This window comes from Campylobacter lari, from assembly GCF_004357905.1.
In the GTDB taxonomy this organism is placed as follows: domain Bacteria; phylum Campylobacterota; class Campylobacteria; order Campylobacterales; family Campylobacteraceae; genus Campylobacter_D; species Campylobacter_D lari_D.
Genome location: NZ_SMTT01000002.1, coordinates 214,151 through 229,158 on the forward strand (window position 1 = coordinate 214,151; position 15,008 = coordinate 229,158).

A 15,008-nucleotide genomic window follows, 5' to 3' on the forward strand; every position below is an offset into this window, starting at 1 on the left:
GGGATCAAGCTTTACAAGGTTATCGAGGTAGCCTTGTAATACTTGATAGCCTTGAAGCCTTCAATCTATTGCTAACTCACTTCTTTCTTGCCTTAAGGAGTGAGTAGCATGATTTGCATATCGACAAGTTAAAATAAAAATTTATAAACTTGGATTTTTAAAATTTATCATTAATGGTTCTAGCCATTTGGTAGTTTCAAATACTTCTAGCTTATTGTTTTTAAATTCTAAGAGTTTTTTATAATTTTGAGTATTGTCAAAAATAGTAATGTGGTTACAGAATTTAGCAACGGTGTTAAAATTTTGTAAAGACTCGTAGTATCTTTTTTCTATAAGTTCTTCTTTTATATCATGCCCGCCTTTAGCTACGCGAATTTTAACTCTTTGTTTTGCTGTGTTTGGAGAGTCTAGTCCGATGTAGTAAAGATTTATAGTGTAAGAATTTTTTTGTAGCTTTTTGAATAAAGATAAAATTCTAGTGCCACAAAGTGTGGTTTCTTGGTTAAAATCATAAGCTTTTTTAATATAGTTTTCACGCATTTTAATGGCTATCCTTGAAGCTCTAAATTGATCTTCTCGATTTTTCCAATCACCAAAGCTACTTACGATTTCATCGATGTTGATTCTAAGTCCAAAGTCTTTGTTTTTTTCAAGTTCATTATAATATAAGGTAGTTTTTCCACATCCTTCGGCTCCTGCAAAAATAGTAGCTATTTTTTTCATTAATAAAGCCTTTATTTTATTGATTGATGAGAAATTTTAACATAAATTGTTTATAAGTGTTTTGAAAATAAATATAAAGTTTTTTGAAAAAGGTTCGATATAGTCAGTGAATCTTTTCAAAAATATTGCTTAATTAAGCGTGAGAAATCACGCTTAACTTCTTTTTGATTTTATTTAACTTTCTTTTATTAATCAAACTTAGATAAGAAATCAAAGATAAAAATGTGCAAGTTCCTAAAATAAGTGATAAAAATATAGGTGTATTAGCATTTAAAAGACTTACTAAAAATGCCATTACTCCCGCCATAGCAAATTGTGCTGCACCTAAGAGTGCTGAAGCACTGCCTGCATTTTGTTTTGATCTTGCCATGGCTAAGGTTGTGGTATTTGGCAGGATAAAACCCAAACTTGCTATGATAAAACACAAAGGAATTTCAAAAGCCCAAAAACCTAGCTCAAAAGTTGCACCCAAAATGAGTAAAAAAGTTAAAAAAGTAATCACCATAAGCGCTCTAGGGAGTATATAATAAGGAGAAAATCTAAGGACTAATCTTGCATTGATATTTGCACATATAACAAAGCTTAGAGCATGAGCTCCAAAAAGGGCTGCGTATTGTTGCTCGCTTAATCCAAAAACGCGTGTAAAAACAAAAGATGAGCCGGTTAAATAAGCAAAAAAACCTGCAAATATTAAATTTCCACAAAGCAAATACACTACAAAACGGCGATCTTTTAAAACTTTTTTGTAACTTTTTGTAACCTCTTTGTGATTGAATTTTTTTCCTTTGGTGTTATGATTGCTTTCTTTTAGAACAAAAATAACAAGTAAAAATAAAATAAAACCTAAGATAAACAATGTTAAAAATATACTATGCCAAGAAAAAAATTCAAGTAAAATTCCACCAAAAGTAGGAGAAAGCATAGGCGCTAAAGAAGTAAAAACCATCATCAAAGCATAAACTCCTGCTGCTTCTTTAAGCTCAAAAACATCATTTACTATAGCTCTTGCTACGACTACACCCACGCAACCTCCTAAAGCTTCAAAAAAACGCAAAGCTATAAAAGCATGAATGGAATCAACTAAAACACAAGCAATACTTGAAGAAATAAAAATAAAAAGTCCTATATATAAAGGTTTTTTTCTGCCATATACATCACTTAATGGTCCATATAAAAGCTGACCTAAAGAAAAGGCGATGAAAAAACTTGCAAGAGAAAGTTGAGTGTAAAAAGAATTTGTTTGGAAGCTTTTTTCTACTTCATTTAAAGCAGGTAAATACATATCAGTTGAAAGTGGTGCTATGGCAGATAAAAAGCCTAGTATGATAATGAGTTTGAGTTTTTCAAAACCTTTTATTTGGGTGTGTTTTTGCATAAAATTTCCTAAAGTCTTTTTACCATTGTATAGCAAAAAGTCTAAAATAAACAATAATTTACATTTTTTAAAGGCAAATAAGATAAAATTAAACTAAAAATAATCAAGGAAAAATTATGAATATGCCTTTTAGTGATGAGGAATTAATCGAACCTGTAAAAGCCAGTCTAGCTAAAACTATGCATATTTTAGAAAATGATGGCGGAGGGCTTGATTTTTTGGGTGTGAAAAATGGTGTAGTTTATGTGAAGCTAACCGGAGCTTGTCATGGCTGCCCAGCTAGTGGGACGACTTTGAAATATGGCTTGGAAAAACAACTTAAAATCGATATACATCCAGATATTACTATAGTAAATTTAGCAGGTGGGGAAAGCGAATTTGCAAAATTATAAAAAAATAGCCATAGAATGTTTTTACAAAAAAGATTTTAAAAATGCTAAGATGTATTTTTCTCTTGCTTATGAAAAGCGTAAAAATAAGAGACTTTTAACTTTTATTAATATTTGTGATTTGGCTTTAAAAAGCCCTGAAGAAGCTTTTGTTTTTTTTGAATTTTTTATGCAAAATTATAAAAATACTAAAGTAGATAAAGACTTAGAAAAACTCATTAATCTTAGCCAAAGTGTGCAGTTTGAAGAAGATAGCGAAGATTTTGAGGGCTTGAGTTATCAAGATTTTTTACTTAGCGAAGCAAAAGTTGGGTTTAAACAAGCTTTAGAAAATGTTATAATATCTAATAAACTTATTATTAACGATAAAGAAGATTTTGTGGATTTTTTAGAAAAGCTTTTAGAACATGGTTATAAAGATATGCTCGTAGCTTATATGGAAGATGTTTCAGCGCATTTTTATTCTAATTATAGATTTATTAAGCTTAGTGAGAAAATCAAGGAATTAAATTATGATAGTAAAGATTGAAAATACTTTCATTTGTGATAATTCTAATGAATGCGAAAAAGATTGTTTTTTCTTAAAAACTACTCAAAATGAAAAATTTCTTCATCAAGCTTTAGAAAAACAAGCAAAAGTTATTGGCATTGGCGAATGCAAGAAGCTTTTAAATATAGATGAAAGTATTAAAATCATAGGCATTACAGGCACAAATGGCAAGACAACTACTGCGGGCGCTATTTACTCTATCTTGCTTGATTTAGGTTATAAATGTGCCTTAATGGGAACTAGGGGTAGTTTTATAAATGATAAAAATATCACTCCAAAAGGCTTAACTACTGCTCCTATTTTACAAACCTTAGAGCTTTTATCTTTAGCAAGTAAGGAAAAATGTGAATTTTTGATTATGGAAGTAAGCTCGCATGCTTTGGTGCAAAATCGCATTGAAGGGCTTGAGTTTAAGGCTAAAATTTTTACTAATATCACTCAAGATCATTTAGATTTTCATGGGGATTTTCAAAACTACCAAGCGGCAAAAGAAAGTTTTTTTACCGATGAGTGTATGAAATTTATCAACAAAGATGCAAAAGCTATAAATTTTAATGTCAAAGGTGCTTTTACTTATGGAGTGGAAAATCCAAGTTATTATCACATTAAAGCTTATGCTTTAAAAAATGGCATTGAAGCTGTGGTAAATTTTGGTAAAGAAACTTTTATGATTGATTCTTCTTTGGTGGGGCTTTTTAATCTTTATAATCTTTTGGCTGCAAGTGCTTGTGTAAATGAACTTGTTAAGCCAAATTTAAAAGAGCTTGAAAAGGCCATTAGTAATTTTGGTGGCATTGAGGGTAGAATGCAAGTGGTTGCAAAAGATGTGATTGTAGATTTTGCTCATACGCCCGATGGTATAGAAAAAGTTTTAGATGCTTTAAAATATCGTGATTTGATTGTGGTTTTTGGAGCAGGGGGAGATAGAGATAAAACTAAGCGTCCGTTAATGGCTAAAGTTGCCAAACACTATGCTAAAAAACTCATCATCACAAGTGATAATCCGCGTTCAGAAGAGCCAATGGATATAATTAATGATATTTTAAATGGTATAGAAAAAGATGAGAGTGTTTTTGTAGAATGTGATAGAAAAGAAGCGATCAAAAAAGCATTAGAGCTTAAAACAAAAGATGATTTTGTAGTGATTTTGGGTAAGGGCGATGAGACTTATCAAGAAATCAAGGGTGTAAAATATCCTTTTAACGATAAAGAAGTAGTATTAGAGATATTAAAAGAAGGAAAATAAATGTTTGAAAATATGGATTTTTCTAAAATGGGCGAGCTTTTAACTAAGGCTCAAGAAAAAGCAAATGAATTAGAGCAAGAAGCTTTAAAAAAAGAATTTAGTGCAAAAAGTGGTGGTGGTTTAGTAAAAGTTAGTGCTAATGGAAAAGGTGAAATCATCGATATAAACATTGATGATTCTTTGTTAGAAGATAAAGAGTCTATGCAAATTTTATTAATAGCAGCGATTAATGATGTGATGAAAATGGTAGAACAAAATAAAAAATCAATGGCTAGTAATTTATTTAGCGGAATGGGAATGCTATGAGAATTTTACTTTGTATTTTGGGTGTAGTTTGCACACTTTTTGCTGTGCCAAGACCGACTTTTAATGATTTTTTGGGTTGTTATGAAAAAAATAAAGCTAGTATGTTGATTTATGAGGGCTTACCTGCCTTTGCTTTAAATGAAAATACTTTAGCAGTAGTTAAAACTAAAAACGCGAAATTAAACAGCTATACTAAATATGATCCCTTTTTAAATTTGTATTTAGTAAAAACAGATTTTAGTTTAATTCCTGCACCTATGGGAAATGAAGAAGATTTAACACGCAATAGTTGGGTGGGAATTTTAGATAGCAATAAAAGCTATATAGGACATTTGAAGTATTTTGGGCAAAGTTTGACAGAGCGTGATCAACTTGACTTTGCTTCTAAAATCGGAGAACTTAACTCGCCGTGTTGTAAAATGCTTGGTATAAGTTTAGAAGATGGCAAACTTATAGGTAATCGTTATTTAAAACACTTTGCAAAATATCCTGATGCTTATTGGGGTGATATAGGTGTGGATTTTGATATGCGTGATGGCAAAATTTATGTTAAAAATGTGCGTAAAAATGGACAATTTTTACTTAATGATGAGCTTGTGAGTGTTGATGGACAAGCTTATGATGATTTAAGAAAACTAAATGAAAAAATTTTATTTGCTGATCGCGGTGCAACTTTATACTTTAATGTATTAAGAGATAATAAAGATGTTAATATCTCCACTATGGTTTTTGATAAAGACTTGGGTGTATTTGCTAAGCCTAAAAAAGTGGTTCAAGCTAAGCCAAGTTCTTTTTATAGCAATCTAGGATTGCGCGTAGATATGAAAATGAATGTTACAGAAGTTACTCCAAATTCTAAAGCACAAATGGCTGGATTTTTAAAAGGGGATAAAATTTTAAGAATTAATAATCAAAAAATCAACAATTTTAATGAACTTCAAGCTGTTTTAGCTCAAGCTAATACTTTTGATATTCTAGTCTCAAGACAAGCAAGCAATATCCCTTCAGCGAAAAATAATGACTTTGAGCATTTTAATAAAGGATACTTTGACTTTTTTATAAGGCTAAATAAGTGATTTTAGAAAAATTCAAACAGCATTTAGAGCAAAATTTTCCTAAAACTCAAAGCTTTCATCCATTTTTTAATGAAGCTTTAAAATGGATGTTAGAAGCTGGTGGGAAGCATTTTAGAGCCCAACTGCTTTTGGGTATAGTTAATACTAAAAATCCTGCTTTGTTTGAAAAGGCTTTAAATGCAGCTTTGGCTTTGGAATTTATCCACACTTACTCTTTAATACATGATGATTTACCCGCTATGGATGATGCTTCTTTGCGTAGAGGAAAGCAAACTTTACACAAAAAATATGATGAAACTACGGCTATTTTAGTGGGCGATGCTTTAAATACTCAAGCTTTTTTACTTCTTTCTAAGCTTGATTTAAAAGAAAATGTTAGATTAAAACTCATAGAAACTCTAGCCTTTAATGCAGGGCTTGGCGGTATGATTATCGGGCAAGCTATTGATTGTTATTTTGAAGATATGCCTTTAAATTTAGAGCAAGTTGAGTTTTTGCACATTCATAAAACTGCAAGATTGATTGCAGCGGCTTTAAAAATGGGTTGTGAAATTTGTGAGTTAGATGAAAAAGAATGCGAGCAAATTTATGAAATAGGGCTTTTGATAGGATTAGTTTTTCAAATCAAAGATGATATTATCGATGCGACTTTAGATACTCAAGAAGCAGGAAAGCCAACTCATAATGATTTGCATAAAAATTCTTTTGTTAAACTTTTAGGTTTAGAAGGTGCTAAAAAGGCAAAAGATGATAAAATTGCTTTATGTGAAGAAAAAATGAAAAATTTAGACTCTAAGCTTACTAATGAGCTTCAAATTTTGATTGATAAATATTTAAAAGGTTAAACAATGTTACAAAAACAAGCCAACACTATAAGATTTTTATGTGCGGATATGGTGCAAAAAGCAAATTCAGGCCACCCAGGTGCTCCAATGGGTTTAGCAGATATTATAAGTGTTTTAAGTACTCATTTAGTGCATAATCCAAAAGATCCTACATGGTTAAACCGCGATAGATTAGTCTTTTCAGGTGGTCATGCTAGTGCTTTGCTTTATAGCTTTTTACATTTGAGCGGTTATGATGTAAGTTTAGAAGATTTAAAAAATTTCCGTCAATTACACTCTAAAACCCCAGGTCATCCTGAAATTTTCACTCCAGGTGTTGAAATTGCCACAGGACCTTTAGGACAAGGCATTGCAAATGCGGTTGGTTTTGCTATGGCAGCCAAAAAAGCAAGTTTGCTTTTGGGCGAAGAGATTATCAATCATAAAGTATATTGTTTATGCGGTGATGGAGATTTACAAGAAGGAATTTCTTATGAGGCTTGTTCTTTAGCAGGTGTGCATAATCTTGATAATTTAATCATCATTTATGATAGCAATAATATTTCAATTGAAGGTGATGTGGCTATTGCTTTTAATGAAAATGTAAAAGAGCGTTTTAGAGCGCAAAATTTTGAAGTACTTGAGATAGATGGGCATGATTTTGAGCAAATTGATTTAGCATTAAAAACTGCTAAAGAAAGCAAAAAGCCTTGTTTGATTATCGCTCATACTACCATAGCTAAAGGAGCTTTAGATCTTGAGGGAAGTCATCATTCTCACGGAGCGCCTTTGGGCGAAGAGCTTATAAAAAAGGCAAAAGAGGCTTTAGGTTTTGATCCACAAAAAACTTTTGAAATCCCAGAAGAAGTTAAAATTCGCTTTAGCGGGGCAATAGAACTTGGGGATTTAGCACAAGCTAAATGGAATCAAAAAGTGCAAAAATTAAATGCAGAGAAGCAAGCATTGCTAAAAGAGCTTTTAGAGCCTGATTTTTCAAAAATACAATTTCCTGATTTTAAAGGACAAGATTTAGCTACTAGAGATAGCAATGGTGTGATTTTAAATGCTATCGCTAAAGCCTTACCGGGATTTTTAGGTGGTAGTGCAGATTTAGGTCCATCAAATAAAACTGAACTCAAAGATATGGGCGATTTTCCAAATGGAAAAAATATCCACTATGGTATAAGAGAGCATGCAATGGCTGCTATATCAAATGCTTTTGCAAGATATGGTTTGTTTTTGCCTTATTGTGCTACTTTTTTTATATTTAGTGAGTATTTAAAACCTGCTGCAAGAATAGCAGCTTTGATGAGGGCTAAACACTTTTTCATCTTTACTCACGATAGTATAGGTGTAGGTGAAGATGGCCCAACACACCAACCTATAGAGCAGCTTAGCACTTTTAGAGCTATGCCAAATTCATTGACATTTAGAGTAGCTGATGGGGTTGAAAATGTAAAAGCATGGCAGATTGCACTTAAAACTAATATGCCAAGTGTTTTTGTTTTATCGCGTCAAAAATTAAGTGCTTTAAGCGAGCCTGTTTTTGGAGATGTGGAAAATGGGGCTTATTTATTAGAAGAAAACGCAAATGCGCAATTTACACTTTTAGCAAGTGGTAGTGAAGTGTCATTATGTGTAAAAACAGCTAAGATTTTAAAAGAAAAAGGTGTGATTGCTAATGTGGTTTCTATGCCTTGTTATGAGTTATTCATCGCTCAAGAAAAATCTTATAAAGAAAGAATTTTACAAGGTAAGGTTATAGGTGTTGAAGCTGCAAATTCAAACGAGCTTTATAGAATTTGTGATGAGCTTTATGGTATAGAAAGTTTTGGTGAGAGTGGTAAAGATAAAGATGTATTTGAGCATTTTGGATTTAGTGAGGAGAAATTAAGCTCATATATTTTAAGTCTATGTAATGAAAAATAAAATAATCAAAGATGTTAAAAATCAAGAATGTATTTTTAGCGTCTTTGGTATATGGGATAAAACAAGCGTAGGAAAATTGGAAAAATTAGATTTTCCTACTCAAAAAAATATTATTTTTGATTTTGCAAATTTAGATTTTATAGATACTGCTGGGATTAGGTATTTTCTAGCTTTAGAAAATGAATTTAAGCAAAAAGGTTTTGAGTTTAGTAGGATAAATCTTAAAAGCGAGCATGCTAAGCTTTTTGAACTTTGTCAAAAACACTATAAAAGCTTTTGTGATTCTTATGAAGATAAAAAAACAATCAAAGATTTTTTTGAAAATTTAGGAAAGAAAGTTGCAAATTCTTTTACAATTTTAGTGCAGTTTTTAAATTTCATAGGACTTATTATTTATACTTGTTTTAAAACACTTTTAAACCCTAAAAAACTTCGCTTTAAGGCATTTTTATATCATGTAGAAAATAGCGCTATTAATGCTTTACCTATTATTATGCTAACTTCATTGCTTGTGGGTGTAGTGCTTGCTTATCAAGCTGCGTATCAACTTGCACAATTTGGAGCTAATATTTATATTGTTGATTTAATGGGAATTTCTGCCACTAGAGAGCTTGCACCATTAATTAGTGCTATTGTTATTGCAGGCAGGAGTGCAAGTTCTTATACAGCTCAAATTGGAGTAATGAAACTTACTGATGAAATTGATGCGATGAAAACTATGGGTTTTAAAGAAAGTGAATTTATCATTTTACCTAGAGTTTTGGCTTTAGCACTTGCTATGCCTTTGGTAGTAATAGTAGCTGATATTTTAAGTATTATAGGTGGAATTGTAGTTGCTTGGTTTAGTTTAGAAATTAGTGCGAGTGAGTTTATGAGTCGTTTTAAAGAAGCAGTGGAGTTAAAACATATTATCATAGGACTTATAAAAGCACCTATTTTTGGATTTTTGATTGCTTCTATTGCTTGTTTTAGAGGATTTTTTGTACAAAAAACTACCGAAAGCATAGGTGTTTATACGACAAAAAGTGTGGTAAATGCTATTTTTTGGGTAATAGCTTTTGATGCGATTTTCTCTGTATTTTTGACAAAGGCTGGATTTTGATTATAAAGGCTAAAAATATCAGCACTTATTTTGGAAGTAAATGTGTGCATGAAGATATTAGTTTTGAAGTGCAAGATAATGAAATTTTTGGCATTTTAGGTGGTAGTGGTAGTGGTAAATCTGTGCTTTTAAGACAAATGTTAATGCTTGAGCATTTTGATAAGGGAGAGTATGAAATTTTAGGTAAGAGATTAAAAAATATAAGCGATGAAGATGCTTTGTTTTTGCAAAAACAATGGGGTGTTGTTTTTCAATATGGAGCATTATTTAGCTTTTTTAATATACTTGAAAACATTAGCATACCTTTGGTTGAATACACAAAACTTAGCAAAAACGACATTAAAGAAATAGCTATGATGAAGCTTAAGATGGTAGGGCTTGATGAGAGCGTGGCAAAGCTTTATCCTAGTGAGTTAAGTGGGGGTATGAAAAAAAGAGTGGCCATAGCTAGAGCTTTGGCACTTGATTCTAAATTACTTTTTTTAGATGAGCCAACTTCAGGGCTTGATCCTTATAGCTCAAGAGAATTTGATGAGTTACTTTTGAGTTTAAAACAAAGCTTTAAATTATGTGTAGTCTTAATTACTCATGATAAAGAGAGTATGAAAAATGTATTAAATCGCTTTTTGGTTATAGAGAATAAAAAAGTTGGTTTTTTGGGAAATGTCGAGGCTTTGCAAGAGCAAAATCCAAGACTTTATGAGAGGTTTATGCAATAATGGAAAACAAAGCAAATTATATTTTGATTGGAATTTTTGTTTGTGTGTTATTTTTTATTAGTTTGTTTTTTATAGTGTGGTATGGAAATTTAAAAGATGAAAAATCATTCAAATATTATGAAATTTATATGGAAGAATCAGTTGCAGGACTTAGTGTAAAAGCTCCAGTTAAATTTTTAGGAGTAGATGTTGGAAGTGTTGAAAACATCAGTATAGATAGCTCAAGTAAGCAACTAAGAGTAAAAATTTTAGTTAAGCTTGATTCTAGTTTGGTTGTTAAAACAGATACTTATGCAAGTTTGCAAATTCAAGGCATAACAGGATTTAAATTTATTCAGCTTGCAGGAGGTAGTGAGGAAGCTAGTGTTTTGAGAGCAGGTGATGATGTTTATCCTATTATAAAATCAAAAGAAAGTTTTTTTGCAAGCATAGATAAGCAAACTTCAAATTTATTAGAACTAATCACAAGTTCAAAAATAAAATTAGAAAAACTCTTAAGTGATAAAAATTTAAAAAACATAGAGCAAATTTTGCAAAATTCATCAGAATTTTCTGCACATTTAAATGCTAATGTACCAGCATTCTTAGCAAATTTAAATAAAACAAGCTCTAAACTTGGCAAAAGTGCAGATGAATTTTCAAATTTTTTAAACAATGCTAATGGTCAACTTAATGAGCTTAATAAAAGTAGAATGCTCTTAAATGAAAATTTAGATATTTTAAGAGTTTTGTTTTTAGATTTTACGCAATTACTAAATATTTTAAAGCAAAATCCTTCAGATATAATTTATAAAGATAAGGCTACTCAATATGCTCCAGGAGAATAAAATGAGATATTTATATATTAGTTTAATAGCTATTTTTTTTAGTGCTTGCTCTTTGATTAATCCAAGTCAAACTTTGCCTGCAAATAAATATTTTAGTATTAATTTAGAAAAGCTAGAGCAAAGTCAAAATAAAAAAAATGCAACTATTATAGTTTCCTTACCTAAAGGCTTAGCTTATACTAATGAAATTTTTTATAAAAAAGATTATACTATCAATACCTATGCTTATCATTTTTGGAAAGAAAATCCTGCTTTAATGATAAAATCTTTTTTGGAATTTCATTTGCAAGATTTGGGGGTATTTAAAGCAGTTTTAAATCAAGATAGTCTAGCTAGTGCTGATTATGTTTTAGAAAGTAAAGTGGATATTTTAGAGCAAGATTTTAGTGATGAGTTGCATTCTAAAATAAAGTTTGGTATTAATTTAAATTTAGTGCAAATAAACACTAAAAAACTTATAGCGAGTAAGTACTTTTACTATGAAAAAGAATTAAATGATAATAATCCTCAAATTTTAATCCAAAACTATGATGAGGTTTTTTTGCTTTTTGCTAAAGATTTTAGAGTTTGGGTAGATCAAAATTTGGAATAAAAAATGCTTTTCTTGTTATAGCAATAACAAGGAAGGTGTATTATGAGAGATGAATTAGAAATCTTACAAAAACATTTAGGACAAGTAGGTTCAAGCATAGATGGTGCAAATTTAAAACATCAAACGCAAAAATTTAGTGAAGATATTACTGATGCTAATGACTTTATAGGTGCTTTGCAAATTTTAGATTCCTCATTGAAAAAAATTTCAAAACTTCTAGAAGATAAAAACTATGAAGATGTGCAAGATAAAGTTTTAATTGCTAGTGAAAGTTTGAAAATAGTAGATAATTGCTCATTTTTAGGTAATGCTTTATTTGATAATAATTATAATGTAAATGTTGGTTCAAAGGCATTTGCTTTTGAAATTTATAATCCTTTAAAAATTTTAGAAACTAGTGATTATGAAGGTATGAAAGCTTATATAGTCGATAAAAGAGAAGAAATAGCTTCTATGCTCAGTGAGCTTGCAGTGGCTATTGCTACTTATAGTCCTAGTCAAAGTTTTGGCGGATCAAGCCATGATTTTATGGGTGATTTTGATTTTACTAAGCTTTTTAAATAACACTAAAGGCTAAAAAGCCTTTAGATTTTTATTTTATAACACCACATGCCATTCTAGCACCGCCACCGCCAAGTGCTGCAGGATGATCGCTGTGATTGTCTCCTCCAAAATGTATCATTAGAGCATGATTTTTAAGCTCATCAAGAGTTTTGATTTTTGGTGCTAATACAGGGTTAGTTGCTTTACCATCTTTTTCTACATAAAGTGGTGGTAAATCCCCTTTGTGACCTTTATCATCCCATGGGCTTGAGTGAGCATCTGTTTTTTCAGGATCCCAGTGTCCACCTGCTTTCATACCTAAACCTTTATCAGTTGCTCCACAATCAGCATTTGCATGAACATGAAAGCCATGAATTCCACTTTCTAAACCTTTAAGATTTGGATAAAATGCTACCCCATAAGGAGTTTGTACTGCTACAACTTCGCCTGCATCTTTATTAGCTTTTTTATCAAGAATTTCCATTTTGATAACTAAATGATCTTTTTGTGCTTTTGGATTAAAATTTTCTAAATTTGCTCCAAATAAAAAGCTTGATGCTAGTAAAGAACCTAGAATGATTTTTTTCATTTTTTCTCCTTTTTTAATTGAAATTAATTATATTGTAACATAAATTCTTAATAAAAAATATTTTTTATTGTATTATATAAATAATCAAAAAACTTATAAAAAGGTATATATGTTAATTTTTCCAAAAGATCTTGAAAAAATCAGTCAAAATGTTTTGAAAAATACTTTTTTTTCTTTATGTTGGTATCAAAAAGATTTTTCAAATGATAAAAATCAAGAAGTTGTATTTAAAGATTATGCTTTAGTATTTATTTTAAAAGGTTCTAAAAGTATTTATACTATGGATAATCAGTTTAATGTAAAAAAAGATGAGCTTGTGTTTTTTACAAAAAATTCTTTTTCTATTAGAGATTATTTAAATGATGAAAATATATATGAATCTATTATTTTGTGTTTTAAGGAAAGTATTTTAATAGAACTTATTTTTAAATATCAAGAATTAATTTGTAAATTAGATTCTCCAAAATATGCTAAAAGTTTATTTAGTTTAAAAACTAATCTGATAACTAAAGGTATTTTCGAGTCTTTCTTACCTTGTATAAATGAATTTAATGAGAAAAATGAATATCTGCTTAGATTAAAATTTGAAGAATTATTTTTGTCTTTATTATATAGTGAAGATAATGCAGAGTTTTTAGCTTTTTTAAAAGCCATTTTAAGTGGTTTTAAATTAGAGCTTTATAAGATGTTTGCATATTGTCAAAATGACTTTGAAAGTGTAGCTTCTATGGCCAAATTTAGTAAAATGGATATAGCAAGTTTTAGTCGTAATTTTAAACAAAGTTTTGGTATTACTCCTAAAGAATGGCTTGATAACAAGCGTTTTGAAAGAGCTAAATTTTTACTTGAATTTTCTACAAAAAATATCACTCAAATTTGTTATGAACTTGGATTTAATTCTCCTGCTTGGTTTATAGCAAGATATAAAAAAAGATATGGCATTACCCCAAAACAAGAACAAAAGTCAAAAAACTTATATTTTTTATCTTAAAAATGATAGATTTTATTTTGGTTTTTTATTAGAATTTGTTAATAAAATTTAAGAAAGGTAACAATTATGAAAAAAAGTATTTTAACTTTGGCCTTATTTGCATTTTGCAGTGCAAATGCTTTAGAGGTTCAAGAATTTAAAGGTTTTGCACATCCTGAAAGTGTATATGTAGATAAAAATGCAGTTTATGTATCTAATGTAGGAAAAGAGCTAACTCCATTAAATAAAGACAATGATGGTTTTATTTCAAAATTAGATAAAGATGGAAAAATTTTGGAATTAGAATTTATAAAAGGTCTTAATGCTCCAAAAGGTATGTCTAAAATAGGTGATGTTTTATATGTGGTTGATATTGATATTTTATATGGCTTTGATATAAAAAATAAAAAAGAAATTTTCAAACTTCCTATAAAAAATGCGGTATTTTTAAATGATATTGCTGTGTTAAATAATGACACATTATTAGTTAGTGACACAGGTACAGGATATATCCACAAAGTATTTTTAAAGGATAAAAAATATGAAAACTTTATCCATTTAGATTCAAAATATGGTGGCCCAAATGGATTGTTAATAGATAAAAATACTTTATTTGTAGCAGGTTATGATCCAAGTGATAAAGCAGGCGGGAAAATCATTAGTATTGATTTAAATTCAAAGAAAATTCAAGAATTAAGCAAAAAAATAGAACAATTTGATGGCATTGTGTATGATAAAAATAAAAATCTTTTAGTGTCAAGTTGGGGTAAAAATCTTCAAGGATATATTTATACTCTAAAAGATAATAAAGAAATAAAACTTGATTTGGCTTCTATAAAAGGTCCTGCAGATATGTTTTTTGATGGTGAGTATTTATGGGTGCCAAAAATGGCAGAAAATACTTTAATTAAAGTAAAAATATAAAAACTTTTAAGCCTTTGGGCTTAAAAGTCAAATAATTCCCCAAGCCAACTTTCTTTTTTCTTGTATTTATAGCCGTTATTATGATGGTAGTTTGCTTGTTGGTTATAATTTTGTTGTTGAGGTTGTTGCGTACTTTGAGAAGAATTTCTTTCTATGATTTTATCAAGCTCACCACGATCAAGCCAAACACCACGGCATTTTGGACAATAATCAATTTCAACTCCATTTCTTTCGCTCATCAATAAGTCAGTATTTACACAAACTGGACAAGTCATTGTATTCCTTTTTTTGAAAATTTTTGAAAGTATATAAGTTTTAAGTAAA

General features: G+C 30.0%; 18 protein-coding genes. 14 read left to right on the forward strand and 4 right to left on the reverse strand.

Annotation, left to right across the window (positions count from 1 at the left end):
- Nucleotides 1–141: 141 nt before the first annotated feature.
- Nucleotides 142–723 (reverse strand): ATPase, encoded by a 582-nt coding sequence (locus E2O22_RS03040; RefSeq protein WP_133319157.1) that lies wholly within the window; start codon nt 721–723, stop codon nt 142–144.
- 133 nt (nt 724–856) lie between these two features.
- A complete protein-coding gene (locus tag E2O22_RS03045; protein ID WP_133319158.1) occupies nt 857–2,098 on the reverse strand; it encodes a multidrug effflux MFS transporter in 1,242 nt (413 codons plus the stop codon).
- A 122-nt stretch (nt 2,099–2,220) separates the two neighbouring features.
- Here E2O22_RS03045 and E2O22_RS03050 point away from each other — a divergent pair, with 122 nt between their 5' ends.
- Genes E2O22_RS03050 through E2O22_RS03105 form a run of 12 tightly spaced genes read left to right on the forward strand, consistent with a single transcriptional unit; the run spans nt 2,221 to nt 12,222 of the window.
- Complete coding sequence (locus tag E2O22_RS03050) at nt 2,221–2,490, forward strand: NifU family protein (RefSeq protein WP_039619526.1); 270 nt, start codon at nt 2,221–2,223, stop codon at nt 2,488–2,490.
- Nucleotides 2,477–3,016, forward strand: coding sequence for a histidine kinase (locus E2O22_RS03055; RefSeq protein WP_133319159.1), 540 nt, complete (start codon nt 2,477–2,479; stop codon nt 3,014–3,016). Before E2O22_RS03050 ends, E2O22_RS03055 begins: the two co-directional genes overlap by 14 nt.
- Entirely contained in the window at nt 3,000–4,283 is a 1,284-nt protein-coding gene (locus tag E2O22_RS03060) for a UDP-N-acetylmuramoyl-L-alanyl-D-glutamate--2,6-diaminopimelate ligase (protein ID WP_133319160.1), read from the forward strand. Before E2O22_RS03055 ends, E2O22_RS03060 begins: the two co-directional genes overlap by 17 nt.
- Complete coding sequence (locus tag E2O22_RS03065) at nt 4,284–4,589, forward strand: YbaB/EbfC family nucleoid-associated protein (RefSeq protein WP_039667857.1); 306 nt, start codon at nt 4,284–4,286, stop codon at nt 4,587–4,589.
- Nucleotides 4,586–5,665 carry a PDZ domain-containing protein gene (locus tag E2O22_RS03070; protein ID WP_133319161.1) on the forward strand — a complete coding sequence of 360 codons (1,080 nt, stop codon included), beginning with the start codon at nt 4,586–4,588 and terminating at the stop codon, nt 5,663–5,665. Before E2O22_RS03065 ends, E2O22_RS03070 begins: the two co-directional genes overlap by 4 nt.
- Nucleotides 5,665–6,510, forward strand: a complete 846-nt coding sequence (locus E2O22_RS03075; protein WP_165955266.1) for a polyprenyl synthetase family protein — start codon at nt 5,665–5,667, stop codon at nt 6,508–6,510. Before E2O22_RS03070 ends, E2O22_RS03075 begins: the two co-directional genes overlap by 1 nt.
- A gap of 3 nt (nt 6,511–6,513) precedes the next feature.
- Nucleotides 6,514–8,418: a transketolase gene (gene tkt, locus E2O22_RS03080; protein ID WP_133319163.1), complete on the forward strand. Its 1,905-nt coding sequence runs from the start codon at nt 6,514–6,516 to the stop codon at nt 8,416–8,418.
- A 1-nt stretch (nt 8,419) separates the two neighbouring features.
- Complete coding sequence (locus E2O22_RS03085) at nt 8,420–9,520, forward strand: MlaE family lipid ABC transporter permease subunit (RefSeq protein ID WP_375154869.1); 1,101 nt, start codon at nt 8,420–8,422, stop codon at nt 9,518–9,520.
- Nucleotides 9,517–10,239: an ABC transporter ATP-binding protein gene (locus E2O22_RS03090; RefSeq protein ID WP_133319165.1), complete on the forward strand. Its 723-nt coding sequence runs from the start codon at nt 9,517–9,519 to the stop codon at nt 10,237–10,239. Before E2O22_RS03085 ends, E2O22_RS03090 begins: the two co-directional genes overlap by 4 nt.
- Nucleotides 10,239–11,066, forward strand: coding sequence for an MlaD family protein (locus E2O22_RS03095; protein WP_133319166.1), 828 nt, complete (start codon nt 10,239–10,241; stop codon nt 11,064–11,066). Before E2O22_RS03090 ends, E2O22_RS03095 begins: the two co-directional genes overlap by 1 nt.
- A 1-nt stretch (nt 11,067) precedes the next feature.
- Nucleotides 11,068–11,658, forward strand: coding sequence for an ABC-type transport auxiliary lipoprotein family protein (locus tag E2O22_RS03100; protein ID WP_133319167.1), 591 nt, complete (start codon nt 11,068–11,070; stop codon nt 11,656–11,658).
- Nucleotides 11,659–11,700: 42 nt separating this feature from the next.
- Nucleotides 11,701–12,222, forward strand: a complete 522-nt coding sequence (locus E2O22_RS03105) for a flagellar FLiS export co-chaperone (protein WP_133319168.1) — start codon at nt 11,701–11,703, stop codon at nt 12,220–12,222.
- 28 nt (nt 12,223–12,250) lie between these two features.
- Here E2O22_RS03105 and E2O22_RS03110 read toward each other — a convergent pair whose 3' ends face one another.
- On the reverse strand, nt 12,251–12,790 hold the full coding sequence (locus E2O22_RS03110) for a superoxide dismutase family protein (protein WP_133319169.1): 540 nt from the start codon (nt 12,788–12,790) through the stop codon (nt 12,251–12,253).
- 109 nt (nt 12,791–12,899) lie between these two features.
- On the opposite strand from E2O22_RS03110, the gene E2O22_RS03115 reads away from it, so the two are divergent.
- Nucleotides 12,900–13,781 carry a helix-turn-helix domain-containing protein gene (locus tag E2O22_RS03115; protein WP_133319170.1) on the forward strand — a complete coding sequence of 294 codons (882 nt, stop codon included), beginning with the start codon at nt 12,900–12,902 and terminating at the stop codon, nt 13,779–13,781.
- A gap of 66 nt (nt 13,782–13,847) precedes the next feature.
- Nucleotides 13,848–14,684, forward strand: coding sequence for an NHL repeat-containing protein (locus tag E2O22_RS03120; protein ID WP_133319171.1), 837 nt, complete (start codon nt 13,848–13,850; stop codon nt 14,682–14,684).
- 20 nt (nt 14,685–14,704) lie between these two features.
- Here E2O22_RS03120 and E2O22_RS03125 read toward each other — a convergent pair whose 3' ends face one another.
- On the reverse strand, nt 14,705–14,959 hold the full coding sequence (locus E2O22_RS03125; RefSeq protein ID WP_133319172.1) for a TFIIB-type zinc ribbon-containing protein: 255 nt from the start codon (nt 14,957–14,959) through the stop codon (nt 14,705–14,707).
- Between the last annotated feature and the right edge of the window lie 49 nt (nt 14,960–15,008).